The sequence below is a fragment of the Ancylobacter mangrovi genome, from assembly GCF_024752335.1.
Lineage (GTDB): Bacteria > Pseudomonadota > Alphaproteobacteria > Rhizobiales > Xanthobacteraceae > Ancylobacter > Ancylobacter mangrovi.
The window spans coordinates 214,067-227,064 of record NZ_JANTHY010000005.1; the positions used below are offsets into that span (position 1 = coordinate 214,067).

General features: G+C 66.8%; 14 protein-coding genes and 2 tRNA genes. 5 read left to right on the top strand and 11 right to left on the bottom strand.

What is annotated here, in order from left to right:
* Both NVS83_RS14375 and NVS83_RS14380 read right to left on the bottom strand, forming a co-directional pair.
* Nucleotides 1-402 (bottom strand): hypothetical protein, encoded by a 402-nt coding sequence (locus NVS83_RS14375; RefSeq protein WP_258740117.1) that lies wholly within the window; start codon nt 400-402, stop codon nt 1-3.
* 161 nt (nt 403-563) lie between these two features.
* The gene (locus tag NVS83_RS14380) at nt 564-2,306 is read right to left on the bottom strand and encodes an alkaline phosphatase (protein WP_258739934.1); all 1,743 of its coding nucleotides are present in this window, start codon (nt 2,304-2,306) and stop codon (nt 564-566) included.
* A 305-nt stretch (nt 2,307-2,611) separates the two neighbouring features.
* Here NVS83_RS14380 and NVS83_RS14385 point away from each other — a divergent pair, with 305 nt between their 5' ends.
* A complete protein-coding gene (locus NVS83_RS14385; RefSeq protein WP_258740118.1) occupies nt 2,612-3,667 on the top strand; it encodes an alpha/beta fold hydrolase in 1,056 nt (351 codons plus the stop codon).
* Nucleotides 3,668-3,826: 159 nt separating this feature from the next.
* Here NVS83_RS14385 and NVS83_RS14390 read toward each other — a convergent pair whose 3' ends face one another.
* The gene (locus NVS83_RS14390) at nt 3,827-4,051 is read right to left on the bottom strand and encodes a hypothetical protein (RefSeq protein ID WP_258739935.1); all 225 of its coding nucleotides are present in this window, start codon (nt 4,049-4,051) and stop codon (nt 3,827-3,829) included.
* Between the two features lie 690 nt (nt 4,052-4,741).
* On the opposite strand from NVS83_RS14390, the gene NVS83_RS14395 reads away from it, so the two are divergent.
* Together NVS83_RS14395 and NVS83_RS14400 are read left to right on the top strand one after the other, a co-directional pair.
* A complete protein-coding gene (locus NVS83_RS14395) occupies nt 4,742-4,888 on the top strand; it encodes a hypothetical protein (RefSeq protein WP_258739936.1) in 147 nt (48 codons plus the stop codon).
* Between the two features lie 238 nt (nt 4,889-5,126).
* Nucleotides 5,127-5,360 (top strand): hypothetical protein, encoded by a 234-nt coding sequence (locus NVS83_RS14400; protein WP_258739937.1) that lies wholly within the window; start codon nt 5,127-5,129, stop codon nt 5,358-5,360.
* A 39-nt stretch (nt 5,361-5,399) separates the two neighbouring features.
* Here NVS83_RS14400 and NVS83_RS14405 read toward each other — a convergent pair whose 3' ends face one another.
* The 5 genes from NVS83_RS14405 to NVS83_RS14425 all read right to left on the bottom strand — a co-directional run bounded on the left by NVS83_RS14405 (nt 5,400) and on the right by NVS83_RS14425 (nt 8,380).
* On the bottom strand, nt 5,400-5,726 hold the full coding sequence (locus NVS83_RS14405) for a hypothetical protein (RefSeq protein WP_258739938.1): 327 nt from the start codon (nt 5,724-5,726) through the stop codon (nt 5,400-5,402).
* 402 nt (nt 5,727-6,128) lie between these two features.
* Nucleotides 6,129-7,334, bottom strand: a complete 1,206-nt coding sequence (locus tag NVS83_RS14410) for a M14 family metallopeptidase (protein WP_258740119.1) — start codon at nt 7,332-7,334, stop codon at nt 6,129-6,131.
* A 509-nt stretch (nt 7,335-7,843) separates the two neighbouring features.
* A tRNA-Arg gene (locus NVS83_RS14415) sits at nt 7,844-7,920 on the bottom strand.
* Nucleotides 7,921-7,944: 24 nt separating this feature from the next.
* Nucleotides 7,945-8,250: an ETC complex I subunit gene (locus tag NVS83_RS14420; protein WP_258733602.1), complete on the bottom strand. Its 306-nt coding sequence runs from the start codon at nt 8,248-8,250 to the stop codon at nt 7,945-7,947.
* 53 nt (nt 8,251-8,303) lie between these two features.
* A tRNA-Pro gene (locus tag NVS83_RS14425) sits at nt 8,304-8,380 on the bottom strand.
* Between the two features lie 329 nt (nt 8,381-8,709).
* Here NVS83_RS14425 and NVS83_RS14430 point away from each other — a divergent pair.
* Nucleotides 8,710-10,350 carry a glycosyltransferase family 4 protein gene (locus NVS83_RS14430; protein WP_258739939.1) on the top strand — a complete coding sequence of 547 codons (1,641 nt, stop codon included), beginning with the start codon at nt 8,710-8,712 and terminating at the stop codon, nt 10,348-10,350.
* On the opposite strand, the gene NVS83_RS14435 is transcribed toward NVS83_RS14430, so the two are convergent.
* The 3 genes from NVS83_RS14435 to NVS83_RS14445 form a co-directional block, all read right to left on the bottom strand.
* Nucleotides 10,337-10,810, bottom strand: coding sequence for a DUF192 domain-containing protein (locus NVS83_RS14435; protein WP_374115068.1), 474 nt, complete (start codon nt 10,808-10,810; stop codon nt 10,337-10,339). The two genes, NVS83_RS14430 and NVS83_RS14435, sit on opposite strands and share 14 nt — an antisense overlap.
* Before the next feature lie 28 nt (nt 10,811-10,838).
* Nucleotides 10,839-11,441 (bottom strand): cold-shock protein, encoded by a 603-nt coding sequence (locus NVS83_RS14440; RefSeq protein ID WP_258739941.1) that lies wholly within the window; start codon nt 11,439-11,441, stop codon nt 10,839-10,841.
* A 160-nt stretch (nt 11,442-11,601) separates the two neighbouring features.
* The gene (locus NVS83_RS14445; RefSeq protein ID WP_374115069.1) at nt 11,602-12,363 is read right to left on the bottom strand and encodes an SIR2 family NAD-dependent protein deacylase; all 762 of its coding nucleotides are present in this window, start codon (nt 12,361-12,363) and stop codon (nt 11,602-11,604) included.
* 56 nt (nt 12,364-12,419) lie between these two features.
* On the opposite strand from NVS83_RS14445, the gene NVS83_RS14450 reads away from it, so the two are divergent.
* A complete protein-coding gene (locus NVS83_RS14450; RefSeq protein WP_258733606.1) occupies nt 12,420-12,842 on the top strand; it encodes a VOC family protein in 423 nt (140 codons plus the stop codon).
* Nucleotides 12,843-12,998 lie beyond the last annotated feature (156 nt).

Sequence of the window (12,998 nt, forward strand, 5' to 3'; positions counted from 1 at the left end):
TCAGACGGCGTGGAAATGCGCGCCGACGATGCGCAGCAGGCTGACGAAGCCGGTCACCGGGTCGGTCCAGGAGCCGACCTCCAGCGTGCCCTCGACCTCGATCAGCGCGTTGGCCTGCTCGAAGGTCTGGGCCCGGTCGAGCCGGACGACGACGATGTTGTCCGGCCAGTCGGCGTCCGAGGAGCAGAAGGGGCAGAGCGCCATCGGGATTTCGGTGAGAACGAAGAAATCGGCCTCGGCCTTGAGCGGGGGCGCCATGAAGCCGCGCATGGCGACCTTCTTACCGTCGAGCGATTTCACCTTGTCGGAGAAGCTCAGGCCCAGCACGCTGATCTTGCCGTAGAGCTCGTCGAAATCGAGCGCGGTCGCGGCGACGGCCTGCCCGACGCCCAGCACGGACATGCCAAGGAGGCCGGCGCCGGCCTGCAGGAGGCGACGGCGGGACAACGGAGGGTCCATCTGCCGAACGGGCGATATCCTGATGCGCGGCATGGCCTGAAGGCTCCTTCACAGGCGCGGCCCGGGCGTTGCCGCCCGGGCCGGAAGGTCGTATCGGCGCGCGATCAGTTCTGGACCGGCGCGATGGCCAGCGCGTCGACCAGCGCGCGGTAAACGTCGCTCTGCTCCATGTAACCGCGGAAGCCCTCGGCGCCCGGGCCGGTCGCCTGCAGGACCACGTCGTCGACCGCGTGGACCGCCGTGTCACCGTTGCGCGGGATGTTGCCGGTGCGCAGCACCGCGCCGGGAACGTCCTTGTACTGCTCGTTGGCGACGTACTCGCCCTTCTCGTTCTTCACCGCCGGCTCGAACGGGCCGTCCAGCTTCGGACGGAAGGTCTCGTAATAGTCCGGGAAGTTGTTGGCGAAGAGCATCAGGCGGCGGGAGACGTCGACGCGGTCGGGATAGCCGTCGCCGTCCTTGTCCTCGTAGTTCGGAAAGCCCGCCTCGGCATAGGTGCCGACCTTCTCGCGCATGTCCGCGCCCGGCTTGTCGTCATCGACCGTGCCGACGATGGAGACGCCGTGCGTGTGGTCGCCCGTGACAACGATCAGCGTATCGGGATGGGTCTTGGCGAACTCGACGGCGACGCCGATGGCCTTGTCGAACTCGATGGTCTCGACCAGCGCGCGGTCCCAGTCCATCGGGTGGGACATCTTGTCGATCGAGGAGCCCTCGACCATCAGGAAGAAGCCGTCCGGGTTCTTGGCGAGTTCGTCGATCGCCACCTGCGTCATCTGCACCAGGCCCGGCTGGTTCGGGAACTTCGACACCGTGCCCTTCTTGAGGAACTCGCGGTCGAGCGTCACGTCCATGTTGCCGGTGTGGAACAGGCCGAGGATCTTGCCGGAATTGGTGCCGGCGGCGGTGGCGAGCTCATCCTTGCTGGTGGCGAGCGTGTAGCCGGCGTCGCGGAACATCTGGACGTAGTCCTTGTCGTCCTTGCGCTTCGAGCCGGGGGTCGCCTTGCCGAGGAAGTAGGCCGAGCCGCCGCCGAGGATGACCTCGGGCTTCACCGCGAAGAAGTCGTCGACCAGCGCCGCCTTCTCGGCGCGCAGGCGCGTGTGGCCGACCACGGCCGACGGGGTGGCGTCCTCGATCTCGGAGGTGGCGACGACGCCGATCGACTTCTTGGTGGTGCGGCGCAGCGCCTCGGCGATGTTCTCCACCCGCGGATCGTCGAACGGATCCTTGGTGCGGTCGGCATAGACGCCGATCGCGTTCACCGCCGTCTTGTGACCGGTCATGTAGGCCGACATGGTGTTTGCGCTGTCGGTGGCGACGGCGTTGGTCGCCGAGGTGCCGATGAAAGCCACCGGCGGGATGTCGTCCATGTTCAGGCGGCCGTCGGCCTTGCCCTCATGCATGCCCTTGGACATCAGGCGGGCGCCGGTGCGGTGCGCGACCGACAGGCCGTCGCCGAGGAAGAAGATCACGTTCTTCGCCGTCGGGGTCGAGGGGGTGGCGAAGACCTCCCACACCACGGTCTTGGTCTCGCCGCCGGCCTTGGCCTCGACTGTGTAGGTACCGGGCTTGGCGATGCTCGCCGCGCGCACGATCACGGCCGACGCGTCGACGCCCTTCTCCTTCTCGACGAACGCGACGCTCTTGCCGAGCACCTTCTCGGCCGGCTCGCCATTGATGGTGACGGTGACATCGCCGGGGGCGACGACGGCGTCGAATTCCACCTTCATGTCGAAGGGCGAGCCCGCGAGAATGGTCGCGCGGTCCAGCGGAAACACGGTCGCCGCCTCCGCGACCGAGACAAGACAGGTTGTGGCCACGAGGGCCGCGAGCAGGCTGCGCATCCGGTTTCTCCGAGGAATATGGGCTGACCCTCGGTTAGTCCGGCTGAATGTCAGTGAGATGACCGTTCGTCACCCCGCTGGGGACGCCGCGTGGGGGTGGAGATGGCGTCTGCGGTGCCCTGACGTTCGGCGGGATGGCGCGGGTGGACGTCCGATGCGGCGGCACCTCACCGAAATGGGCTGCAGCCCTGCCGGATCGGGAAGGGTTGCCGTGCGGGCCGGCAAGACCGGGCGTCGGCCATGTCGCACTCTATTCGCGCGGATCGCTGGCCTACTCTCGCTCCTTTCAGCCGTCGGGACGCCTCATGGAGTTCGACATGGATCCCCAGCGCCGCAACCTTCTCGGCATGGTCGCCCTCGGTCTTGCAACAGGCCCGCTCGCCATGTCCTCCGCCACCGCGCAGCCGGCCGCTTCATCGTCGACGGCTCATGCCGAGGCCTCGGCCGGGCGCGGCGCCCACACCGCCTTCGCTCCGTTGAAGACGGTGCGCGCCGGATCGCTCGATGTGGGCTATGCCGAGGCCGGCCCGGCCGACGGGCCCGTGGTCCTTCTGCTGCACGGCTGGCCCTATGACATCCACGCCTATGTGGACGTGGCGCCCCGGCTTGCCGCGGCCGGCTATCGCGTACTCGTTCCCTATCTCAGGGGCTACGGCACCACTCGCTTCATCTCCGGGAAGACGGCACGAAACGGCCAGCAGGCCGCGTTCGCCGTGGATGCGATGGATTTCCTCGACGCCCTGAAGGTGGAAACGGCGATCCTCGGCGGCTTCGACTGGGGCGCGCGCACGGTCAACATCATGGCCGCGCTCTGGCCGCAGCGTTTCAAGGGCATGGTGTCGGTCAGCGGCTACCTCATCGGCAGCCAGGAGCAGAACCGCAAGCCGCTGCCGCCCAAGGCGGAGCTGCAGTGGTGGTACCAGTATTATTTCGCCACCGCTCGCGGGGAGGTCGGCTATCGCCAGTACACGCGCGACTTCGCGCGGCAGATCTGGACACAGGCCTCGCCGAAATGGGCCTTCGACGACGCCACCTTCGATCGCTCGGCGGCGGCACTCGACAACCCGGACCATGTCGCCATCGCCATCGACAACTATCGCTGGCGGCTCGGCCTCGCCCTCGGAGAGGCCCGGTACAACGACATCGAAGCCAGGCTCGCGACCTTCCCTTCCATACACGTGCCCACCATCACTATGGAGGGCGACGCGAACGGCGCGCCGCATCCCGAGCCTGCCGCCTATGCCAAGAAGTTCACGGGCAAATACCAGTTCCGGCTGATTACCGGCGGCATCGGCCACAACCTTCCGCAGGAGGCGCCGCAGCCCTTCGCACAGGCGATCATCGATGTGGCGCAGCTGTAACGGAAGGGTATGGCAAGCAAAGTCGTCGCTCTGGCGGGTTGCGCCACCGACGTGCCGGCCGGGTATCGCTGCCGGGTCGATTGCGCCCACCGAGGCGTTCAACGCAAGTTGTCACCCAGTTCTGGCGTCACCCGTCGCTGGCGTCGCCCTTCCCGATGGCTATCGGCGTCGGGAGCTCGCGGTGCCGGCCTTGGAGGCGGCAGCATCCGGGGCATCGACCGCCTCGCGCGCCAGCCTCGCCTCGCGCAGCCGCATAAGCTTGGCGTCGCGCTTGGTGGCCTCCTGCTGGATCATGCCCATCGCCGTGCGCGATACCGCCTCCGCCCTGGATTCTGTCTTGCTCAGATTGGGCTTGAATAGATTGTTTCGGGTTAAGTCAGCCATGACGTTCAGTCTCCTATCCGAATGAAAAAAGGCCGGGTTGCCCTAGCCTCTCCCGATGCCTCGACGGTTCGTGCCAGTACATCCGTGGTCAGGAACCGGAGACACGGCCTCGGGCGGCTTTGAGGTTGGCCGCCGATCTGCCGCCGCTGAGGCGAGCGGCTTCGATTTCAAAGAAAATCTTCCGGTCTTTGCTCCGGCTCATCAAGCGCGAACGCTCCATGACCCAAATATGGACGAATATCTCCGGCTCGCCCTGATCAGGTTAAACGAAGCCGAAGCCTTTTCTACCCGTTGAACGGCTTCAACCTACCGGTCGCCATGACGATGGCCGTTCAAATCGACATAGAAATTCGACCACCCGCAACCGCGCGTGCGTCACGATGGCATCGATTTGAGAGGACGTTTGTCCGGCGCAACTCGGCGCGAAACGCGTTCAACGTACAAGTTCGACAGAATTACAATAGAGTTGAACCGAATATTTTACAAGCCGGCGCCGATTTTATTTCTTCCGATAGTCCGCCCGGGCCCGACGGTTTGCGGCCTTCTTTGACCCGCATTTCAGTGTTATACGTTGAAAGTCGTCATATCGACGTGTCCCGCCCTCTTTCGGTGGAGCGGGCCCCTTTTTGGAAATTGCGAAATGTCGTCGCGCGTCGCCGGTTTGAAAAGCGGCGCGCGCACAGGAACATCATGACCAGCAAGAAGACCAAAAGGGGCATCAAGCCCCACCCCGCCGCCATGCCCACCGCGACGCGCGCCGCCGCGGACTGGAAGCCCGAGCCCTGCGGCCTGACCCGCGAGCAGATCCGAGCCATCGTCATCGAACAGATCGGCTGAGGGCCCGACCTCGCGCAGGGGCGGCCGCGCCGTCTCTCGCCGGTCTGCGGCCGGCGCCCCCCGCTCGGCGCCTTCGCCAGCACTCCAACCTCAGTTTCCATCAATCCCGGCTGGATCGCGGCGCCGTGACGATCCGCTCCGGGCGTTCCTAAGGCGACCGTCACCCGGACGCTGCTTTGGGGGGAGCCAGACCTGACATTGCCGTCTACATGAGCGGTGGCGGTCCGGAGGATGCACAGTGACGACGTTCGAGGAAAGCTACGATTCGAAGACCGTGGACCTGCTCGACCAGGTCTTCGCCGATGCGTGCGCGCACGCGGCTTCTCGCGTCGTGATGGACGAGGGAATTCGCACCATGCTCGCCTCGGCCGTGCTGGAGGGCGCGAAGCTCGGGCTGCGCGAGCGGGACGATGTGCTCCGCTTCGCCCTGCGGGCGATCCCCGCGTTTCGCGAGCGCGAGGCGCAGCTGTAGCGCGCGGAAATAGTCGGAAGCGGGAATGTCCCGCTGCGATCAAGCCCGCGTAATAAGCGCGGCGATAAGGGCGGCGAGGACGACGACAACGCCCAGCAGGGCGATGACCGCCGTCGGAAACGACACGCCCAGCACCGTCGCTCCCCTATCGTCGAACGGGCGCCCGCGCTCATCCGTACCGGAGCCCGCCGCCGGGTCCGGCTCGAAGGCGTCCCGCCGGGCCTCGGCGATCTCTTCGCGGGTGGCCGGCCTTCCGGCGGCCTCGTCGTCGGTACCGAGCGGAGCCGTCGCCGGATCGGGGAACGGGACCTTGTCCCCGAAACGGCCGCTGTCGATCTCCTCGCGCAGATGACTGTTCGTCGGCATGATCGCTGCTCCATATGTCGCGCGCATCCCGCCAGCCGATGGCGACTTCCTGAATAAGCCGGTGAAGCCCCTGGACGTTCCCCCTACCGACCCCGGCGGGGCGATCGACCGGTTCCACAGGCCAAAAAAAGCCCACGGAAATTTCCACGGGCGATCTCTCGTCTGGCGGAAACCCGTTGCCATTTCGGAGGCCGGCGGGCGGCGCGGGCGTCCGTCCGGTTCAGGAACGTTCGGGCGTTTCATCGCCCCGCGGGGGCGCGTGAGGCGGCGAAGGATCTATGACGGCCGCGCGCGCCGGCTGATGCAAAGCCGCGCCGGCGGAACCGCCATAGGGGTAGCGCGGATCGGGCCACGCTTGTCGGCGGGCCCGTCATGATGCCGCCGGCGCCATGTGCCGGATCATCACTCGGGATAGGTCTCGCTTCCCTGCGCCCCGTCCTTGTGGAAAAGGATGAAGGCCAGAGGATTGCCGGGCTCGGCCATCGCGTCGCTGCGCTGGCCCGTTATCTCTCCGGCCACGCCGCTCGTATATTCGGCGACCACCTCGCCGAAGCTGTTGCGCTGGATGGCGACCTTCTGTCCGGGCTCGACCTTCTCGTTGAGCTTGACCAGATGCTCGACGAGGCCGCCCTCGGTCGCGAGGATCGGAACCGCGCTGTTGCCGACGAAGACGTCCACATCCTTCCCCGTGCGCCCCATGGGCCCGGCGACGATTCCGTAATGCTTGAGCACGTTCATCGTGCCCTCGACGAACAGTCCGATCATGTCGAGGTCGAGCACGCGCGCGGCGCCGATCTCCGGCGTGAACGCCGGAATGCCCACATCCATGAAGGCGTTGTGCAGGACGCCGGGATACACATGATTGTCGAAGACCTGGCCGACGGGGAAAAGCTCCACCATCTCCCTGACCTCCGGCACGTCCATGCCGCCAATATTGAATGCGGTGACTTCGAATCCCGTGGTCCCGGTGTGGAAGTCGATGGCGGCGTCGGCGTTGCGCCGCAGCAGACGGTTGAACAGCAGCCCGGCATGCCGGCTCGGGGCGGTCAGGCCGTTCTCGTTTCCGGGCCACTCGCGATTCAGGTCGATCAGATCGGCGCCCCTGCCGGCATTGGGCCATCTGCGCTGCATGCCTTCCATGGCCGCGCGCGCAACATCGGTGACGGCCATCACCGTGCCCGACATCTGCGCCGGGTCGAGCTGGTTCATCACCGTCTGGACCGTGTGCACGGAGCTCATCTCGTCGCCATGCACGCCGCTCACCAGAACGACGCGCTTGCCCGGCTTCGCTCCCCTGGCGACGGTCACCGACACGTACCAGTGCTGGCCGGTGGGCATTTCGACGCCCTGAAAATAGAGGAAATGCTTGCGTCCCGGCTCAAGGTCCTCGACGTCGAGCGCGCTGACGACCTTTTTTCCCTGGATGACGTCGCCGGTATAGACCGTCGCCGCGGAGGTGCCGGACCCGGCGTCCGGTGCGGAAGTCGATGCGCCCTGCGCGGCGGCGGAACCGGCGCTGGCCAGGAGGCCGGCCGATGAGCCGATCGTCGCGACCGACGCGATCATGAAGTCGCGGCGGCCGAGGCGCTCGTCCGGTTCGTTCGACATGGCGCAGTTCCTTTCGGTAAGATCGGCAGAGGCTTCCCGCCGCCTGATGGGCGCGGGCAGGCGCGTTTCGCATGGGAACGGGCGAAGCCGAGGGGGGATACTCCCAGCGCCCGATGCAGGCCCCATGACGGCACGCGGCCATGCTTGCGCCCGCCCGGCGCCGAGCGCAATGCCGCACCGCTTCGATCAACCGAAGGTGCCCGCATGGCATAGGCCGTCCGGACAAGCCTCGCCGCCTGCCCCGTCGGCGCGAACCATCTCGCCGGGATGAGATCGTCAGTGCCTGGAAATTCGGAAAATGCGCGTCTGCGATGGCCGCCACAGAGGCTGCCCCTGACGTTACGTCAGGCACCCGAAACACGCCGTGAACGATTCAGGATGTTCTCGGGACTTGTCGTTCCGACGCTCCCGGCCACGAAACATACCGAAGGACGGCCGTCGTACCTGTTTCGTTACGACTGCCGCGCGCCAACAGGAGCCGTATCCAAACGCATATCCGATGCGTTAAGTGGCGACCGCGGCTGGGCTCGAACCAGCGACCTGCCGCTTAGAAGGCGGCTGCTCTATCCAGCTGAGCTACGCGGCCTTTCCGGCATGCATGCCCGCGCGGTCAGTGGGTCCACTGGCCGAGGCGGCGGAAGCTGAAATTGTCGGCATAGGCGATGCGCCGGCGCGAGGCTTCCTTCGGCTCCTGGATCTGGTAGGCGATGCCGTGCCGCTCGGCATAGGCGACCGCCTCTTCCTTGGAATCGAAGCGCAGACGAAGCTGGCTCTTCATGTCGCCGGAGCTGGTATAGCCCATCAGCGGCTCCACCTGCCGGGCCTGCTCGGGCTCGTAGTCGAGCACCCAGAGCTTGGTCTTGGCCGTGCCGGACTGCATGGCATTCCGGGTCGGCTTGTAAATGCGCGCCACCATTCTACTCGCTCCCCTGCCCTTCGCCTCTCGCAAGCCAAGATCGCACGTCCGGATGGTCGGGGCAGCAGGATTCGAACCTGCGACCTGAAGTTCCCAAAACTTCCGCGCTACCGGGCTGCGCTATGCCCCGACGGCTACAAACCGTTGCAACCAAACGATCTTCGAACGCCGCACCGCGCCGCTCGCGACATGCAATGGCACAGACCGGCGCACCAAGGCAAGAGCCGCCTCTCGACGGGCGGTTCCGCGCCGACGGCAGCGTGTTCGAGGGAACTTAGTTGTGAAGACCCGAATCATATGTTTGACACAAAGTTAAGGATTATATTGTATGAACAGCGAGGGGCATAAGCTGTTTTTAATAGTAACAATGTAGCCACTTAGCGCCCTTCGAAAACAATCATGTCAGTAAAATTAAAAACTGCTCTCGTCATCGACGCAGTGACGAACAGCCCGGATTCCGTGGCCCGGGACTGTCTCGCCCAGTACGCTGTACTGTCGGGCGACGGACAGAACAGGGACGTCCGGATATTCTGCGAGCGCCCCCGCTCCTCGTCCCACCCGGATATCGCGTTCCATGACCTCGCCGAGCTGCCGGCGTGGCTGGAGGGGGATGGCGAGTCGGTGGTCATCTATCACTGGCGCGACGGCAATCCCGACTTCGACGCGCGGTTCGCGCGCCTCGGCACGCGGCGCATCATACGCTGGCACAACAACACGCCGCCCTGGTTCTTCGCGCCCTATGCGGCGAGTTGCGCGGCCAACACGCTGCGGGGCCTGAAGGCCATCCGCGAATTCGCTGCCATGGCGGGCATCGAGTTCTGGGCCAATTCGGCCTATTCGGCCCGGCAGCTCGTGGGGCTGGGCGCCGATCCGGCGGCAATCCGCGTGGTGCAGCCGCTCTCGCCGCTGCTCGCCGACGTCGCGGCGGGCGACCAGAGCCTCGCCGCGCCCGGCCTGCTCCACTTCATCGGTAGCAACAACCGGGGGCCACTGCGCCTGCTGTTCGTCGGCCGCTTCGTTCCGCACAAGGGCCATCGCCATCTGGTGGCGACCGCCGCCATGGTGCAGCAGATCACCGGGCGGCCGGTCGAGCTCAACCTGGTCGGCCGCGCCGACCCGGCAATGGGCGGCTATGCCGACGAGGTGCTGCGCCTGGCGCGCGAACTCGGCGTCTCTATCACCGACCATGGAGAGATTTCGGGCGCCGCGATCGAGCATCTCTATTGCCGCTGCGACGTGTTCCTCATGCTCTCCGAGCACGAGGGCTTCGGCCTGCCGGTGCTCGAGGCGGCGCGGTTCGGCCTGCCGGTTGTCGGCGTGCGCGCGGCGGCGACGGCGGAAATCCTCGCCGGCCACCCGCTCTGCCTCGACCGCTTCGACCATGTGGAACTCGCCCGCCGGGCGGTCGCTTCCTGCCAGCCGGCCGTGCGTCAGGCGGTGGTGATCTGGCAGCGCCAGGAGCTCGGCGCGGGCCATTCCCGCGCTCTGGTGACGCGGCAGATCGATGCCGCCATGACCGGCGCGCAGCCGCCCGAACGAGTCGGCGCCGATGCGCCGGAGGAACTGGCGGCACTCGTGGCGCAGGCGCTCGAGGCGGTGCCCGTCCCGCCGCTGCCGGAGGCGTTGGAGGCGCGCCTGCGCACGCTGCCGGCCGAGAACCCGGGACGGCTCGTCAGCCTGCACGACATCGACGCCTATTCTGCGCTGATCCGCGGGGAGCCCGAAGCCGGCGATCTCTACAAGGCGACCTGGCGGCAGGGCTTTCCGGCCAAGCGGCGCTGGAGCAGCCGCGTCTACCGGGCGATCCGGCGCTTTGCCTTCAGCCTGAACTTCGGCCTGGTGGCGGCGATCGAACGCTCGCGCCGGGACACGGACCGCAGGATCAACCACCTGTCGGAGGAACTCGGCGCGGTGAAGCAGCAGAACGCGGCCATCCTGCAGCGCCTCGACCGGATGCTTGGAACGGAAGACCGCGCAGCCGAGCCCGCCTCCTTACGCGCGCCCTCGCTCGCCACGGTGCTGCCGAACGCTCACGAGCCGGACGACGCCCCGGAAGCGGTGGTCGCGCGTAGCGCGCCGGGCGGCCTCACTCTCCGCTGAACAGGCGGTGGTGGACGCGGTCGCCGACCTCGATCCCGCGTGCCTTCGCCGTGCCGGCCGGCAGCTCCAGCACGGCGCTGACCGGCACCTGCGAGGAAATGGTTTGGGTGGAGAGCGGCACCGTGTTCGCGGCGATGCTGGCGACGCGTCCGTCCGCGCGGATGAACACCATGTCGAGCGGGATATAGGTGTTCTTCATCCACATATAGACCGGTTTCTGCACGCCGAAGTCGAACAGCATGCCGGCATCGGGCGCCAGCTCGGTGCGGTACATCAGGCCCTTGGCCCGCTCGGCCGCGTTCTCGGCCAACTCGACCTTGAAGGTCGCCTCGCCCGATTTCGTGTCGATGGTGAGGGTCTCGATGGTCGCGGCGTTCACCGCGCCGGCGGCAAGCAGAAGCACGAGGACACACGCAAAGCCGCGCATCCCCGCGGCCATCGCCCGAAAACCAGACGTCATACCGACTTGGCGCGCCGAGGCGCCTTCCCTAATGCGACGAAGGCGTCGAGGCCCCGTCCGGACGCACCTCGGCGGCCATCAGCCCTTTTGGACCTGGCCCGAAGCGCACCAGAACCATCTGCCCGGGGCGCAGTTCGGTCAAGCCGTGGCGGCGCAGAGTCTCCATGTGGACGAAGATGTCCTCCGTCCCCTCCCCGCGCGAGAGGAAGCCGAAGCCGCGCAGCCGGTTGAACCACTTCACCCAGGCCCGCTCGAACCCGCCCACGGGCTGCACCGTCACATGGGTGCGCGCCTGCGGAAGCTGGGAGTGGTGCACGGCGGTGGAGGAATCCATCGATAGCACGCGCAGGGCCTGGAAGCCGCGCTCGCGCGCCACCGCCTCGCAGACGATGCGCGCACCTTCCTGCGCGGTCACGAAGCCGCCGCGGCGCAGGCAGGTGACATGCAGCAGCACGTCGCTGCCGCCGCCATCCGGCACCACGAAGCCATAGCCCTTCGAGACGTCGAACCATTTGATGGTGCCGGCGATCTGGACGATACCGGCATCGGCCTGACGTGCGTCGCCGACCTCATTGTCCACGGGCTCGTGATTGACCAGGCCTAATCGTGGCACAGAACTGTCGGCTACCATCGGCCACCCACCTCCGGGAACGCCTCACCCCGCCATATCACATCTGGCGAGCCATGGATGATTCTCGTCGTTAGAGCATAACACCCGATTCCGCCACGAAAACACCCAAATCACGTCGCAGCGCGGGTTTGGAACAGCTTTAACCCGAGCGGCAACCCGATCAGGCGAACGGCGCGAATACCTCTCCGATCTCGTCACGGATGACGAGGTCGGCGATGTCGTCGAGCTCGGTCGGTTCGCGGTTGATGATAACGAGTATCGCACCGTTGCGCTTGGCCTCCAACGGGAAACCCGCGGCGGGCCAGACCACCAGCGACGAGCCTATGGCGAGAAAGACGTCGCAGCCCTGCGTCAGCTCCCGCGCCCGCAGCATTGCCGGCGCCGGCATGGGCTGGCCGAAGGAGATGGTGGCGGACTTGATCGGGCCGGCACACTCCTCGCAATCGGGGGCCGCCCCGCTCTCCGCCTCGAAGCGCGCGCGCACCCATTCCAGCTCGTAGCGCCGCCCGCAATCGAGGCAGGTGGCGTAGGTCGTGTTGCCGTGGAGCTCGATCACATCTTCCGGAGGCGCGCCGGAGGCCTGGTGCAGCCCGTCGATGTTCTGCGTCACGATGCCGGCGAGGCGCCCCTCGGCGAGTAGCCGGGCGAGCGCGCGATGCCCGCGCCCCGGGCGGGCCTTGGCGAACGCCTCCTCCATGGCGAAGCGCCGCCGCCATGCCTCGTCGCGCATGGCGCGGCTGGCGAGGAAGGCGTCGAAGTCGATCGGCCGGTTGCGCGTCCACAGCCCGCCCGGCGAGCGGAAATCGGGAATGCCGCATTCGGTGGAGATGCCGGCGCCGGTGAAGGCGACCCCGCGCCTCATGCCGGCCAGCAGCCGCGCCAGCGCCTCACCTTCAGGCTTGATGTCACCGACCGGCGTCATATGTTCGGCCACCCGTCCTGTCCGGCCGCCGGGCCGAAACCTTCCACGAGGTCAGCATGAAATTTCTTCATACCATGGTACGCGTGAGCGACGTCGACGCCTCGCTCGACTTCTACTGCAACAAGCTGGGGCTGGTGGAGGTCCGCCGCAAGGACGTGCCGCAGGGCCGCTACACGCTGATCTTCCTCGCCGCGCCGGGACAGGCGGGCGTCGCCGAGGTCGAGCTGACCCACAACTGGGACCCGGAACCCTATGGCGAGGGCCGCAATTTCGGCCATCTCGCCTTTGAGGTCGACGACATCTACGCGGCCTGCAAGAAGCTGCAGGACGGGGGCGTGACCATCAACCGCCCGCCGCGCGACGGCTACATGGCATTCGTGCGCTCGCCGGACAACGTCTCGATCGAGCTTCTCCAGAAGGGCAGCGCCCTGCCCCCGCAGGAACCCTGGGCGTCGATGCCGAACACCGGCAAGTGGTGATCGCTCGGTGATCGCGTGGTGATCGCGCGCTGACCGCCGCCGCGGCGGGGCCGAGGGTCGGCACCGGGCGAGCACAGCCATGCGATGACCGGCGGGTCGCCAAGGGAGAAACGGCCTGCGGCGGTGCCTGTGCATCGCTGTGGCGGAGCGCTTGTG

What these genes read in the sequence shown, in the direction of transcription:
- NVS83_RS14380 (WP_258739934.1), bottom strand. Translation starts at nt 2,306, where the DNA reads ATGCGCAGCCTGCTCGCGGCCCTCGTGGCCACAACCTGTCTTGTCTCG.
- NVS83_RS14395 (WP_258739936.1), top strand. Translation starts at nt 4,742, where the DNA reads ATGACCAGCAAGAAGACCAAAAGGGGCATCAAGCCCCACCCCGCCGCC.
- NVS83_RS14420 (WP_258733602.1), bottom strand. Translation starts at nt 8,250, where the DNA reads ATGGTGGCGCGCATTTACAAGCCGACCCGGAATGCCATGCAGTCCGGC.
- NVS83_RS14390 (WP_258739935.1), bottom strand. Translation starts at nt 4,051, where the DNA reads ATGGCTGACTTAACCCGAAACAATCTATTCAAGCCCAATCTGAGCAAG.
- NVS83_RS14375 (WP_258740117.1), bottom strand. Translation starts at nt 402, where the DNA reads ATGTCCGTGCTGGGCGTCGGGCAGGCCGTCGCCGCGACCGCGCTCGAT.
- NVS83_RS14405 (WP_258739938.1), bottom strand. Translation starts at nt 5,726, where the DNA reads ATGCCGACGAACAGTCATCTGCGCGAGGAGATCGACAGCGGCCGTTTC.
- NVS83_RS14410 (WP_258740119.1), bottom strand. Translation starts at nt 7,334, where the DNA reads ATGTCGAACGAACCGGACGAGCGCCTCGGCCGCCGCGACTTCATGATC.
- NVS83_RS14385 (WP_258740118.1), top strand. Translation starts at nt 2,612, where the DNA reads ATGGAGTTCGACATGGATCCCCAGCGCCGCAACCTTCTCGGCATGGTC.
- NVS83_RS14440 (WP_258739941.1), bottom strand. Translation starts at nt 11,441, where the DNA reads ATGGTAGCCGACAGTTCTGTGCCACGATTAGGCCTGGTCAATCACGAG.
- NVS83_RS14450 (WP_258733606.1), top strand. Translation starts at nt 12,420, where the DNA reads ATGAAATTTCTTCATACCATGGTACGCGTGAGCGACGTCGACGCCTCG.
- NVS83_RS14435 (WP_374115068.1), bottom strand. Translation starts at nt 10,810, where the DNA reads ATGACGTCTGGTTTTCGGGCGATGGCCGCGGGGATGCGCGGCTTTGCG.
- NVS83_RS14445 (WP_374115069.1), bottom strand. Translation starts at nt 12,363, where the DNA reads ATGACGCCGGTCGGTGACATCAAGCCTGAAGGTGAGGCGCTGGCGCGG.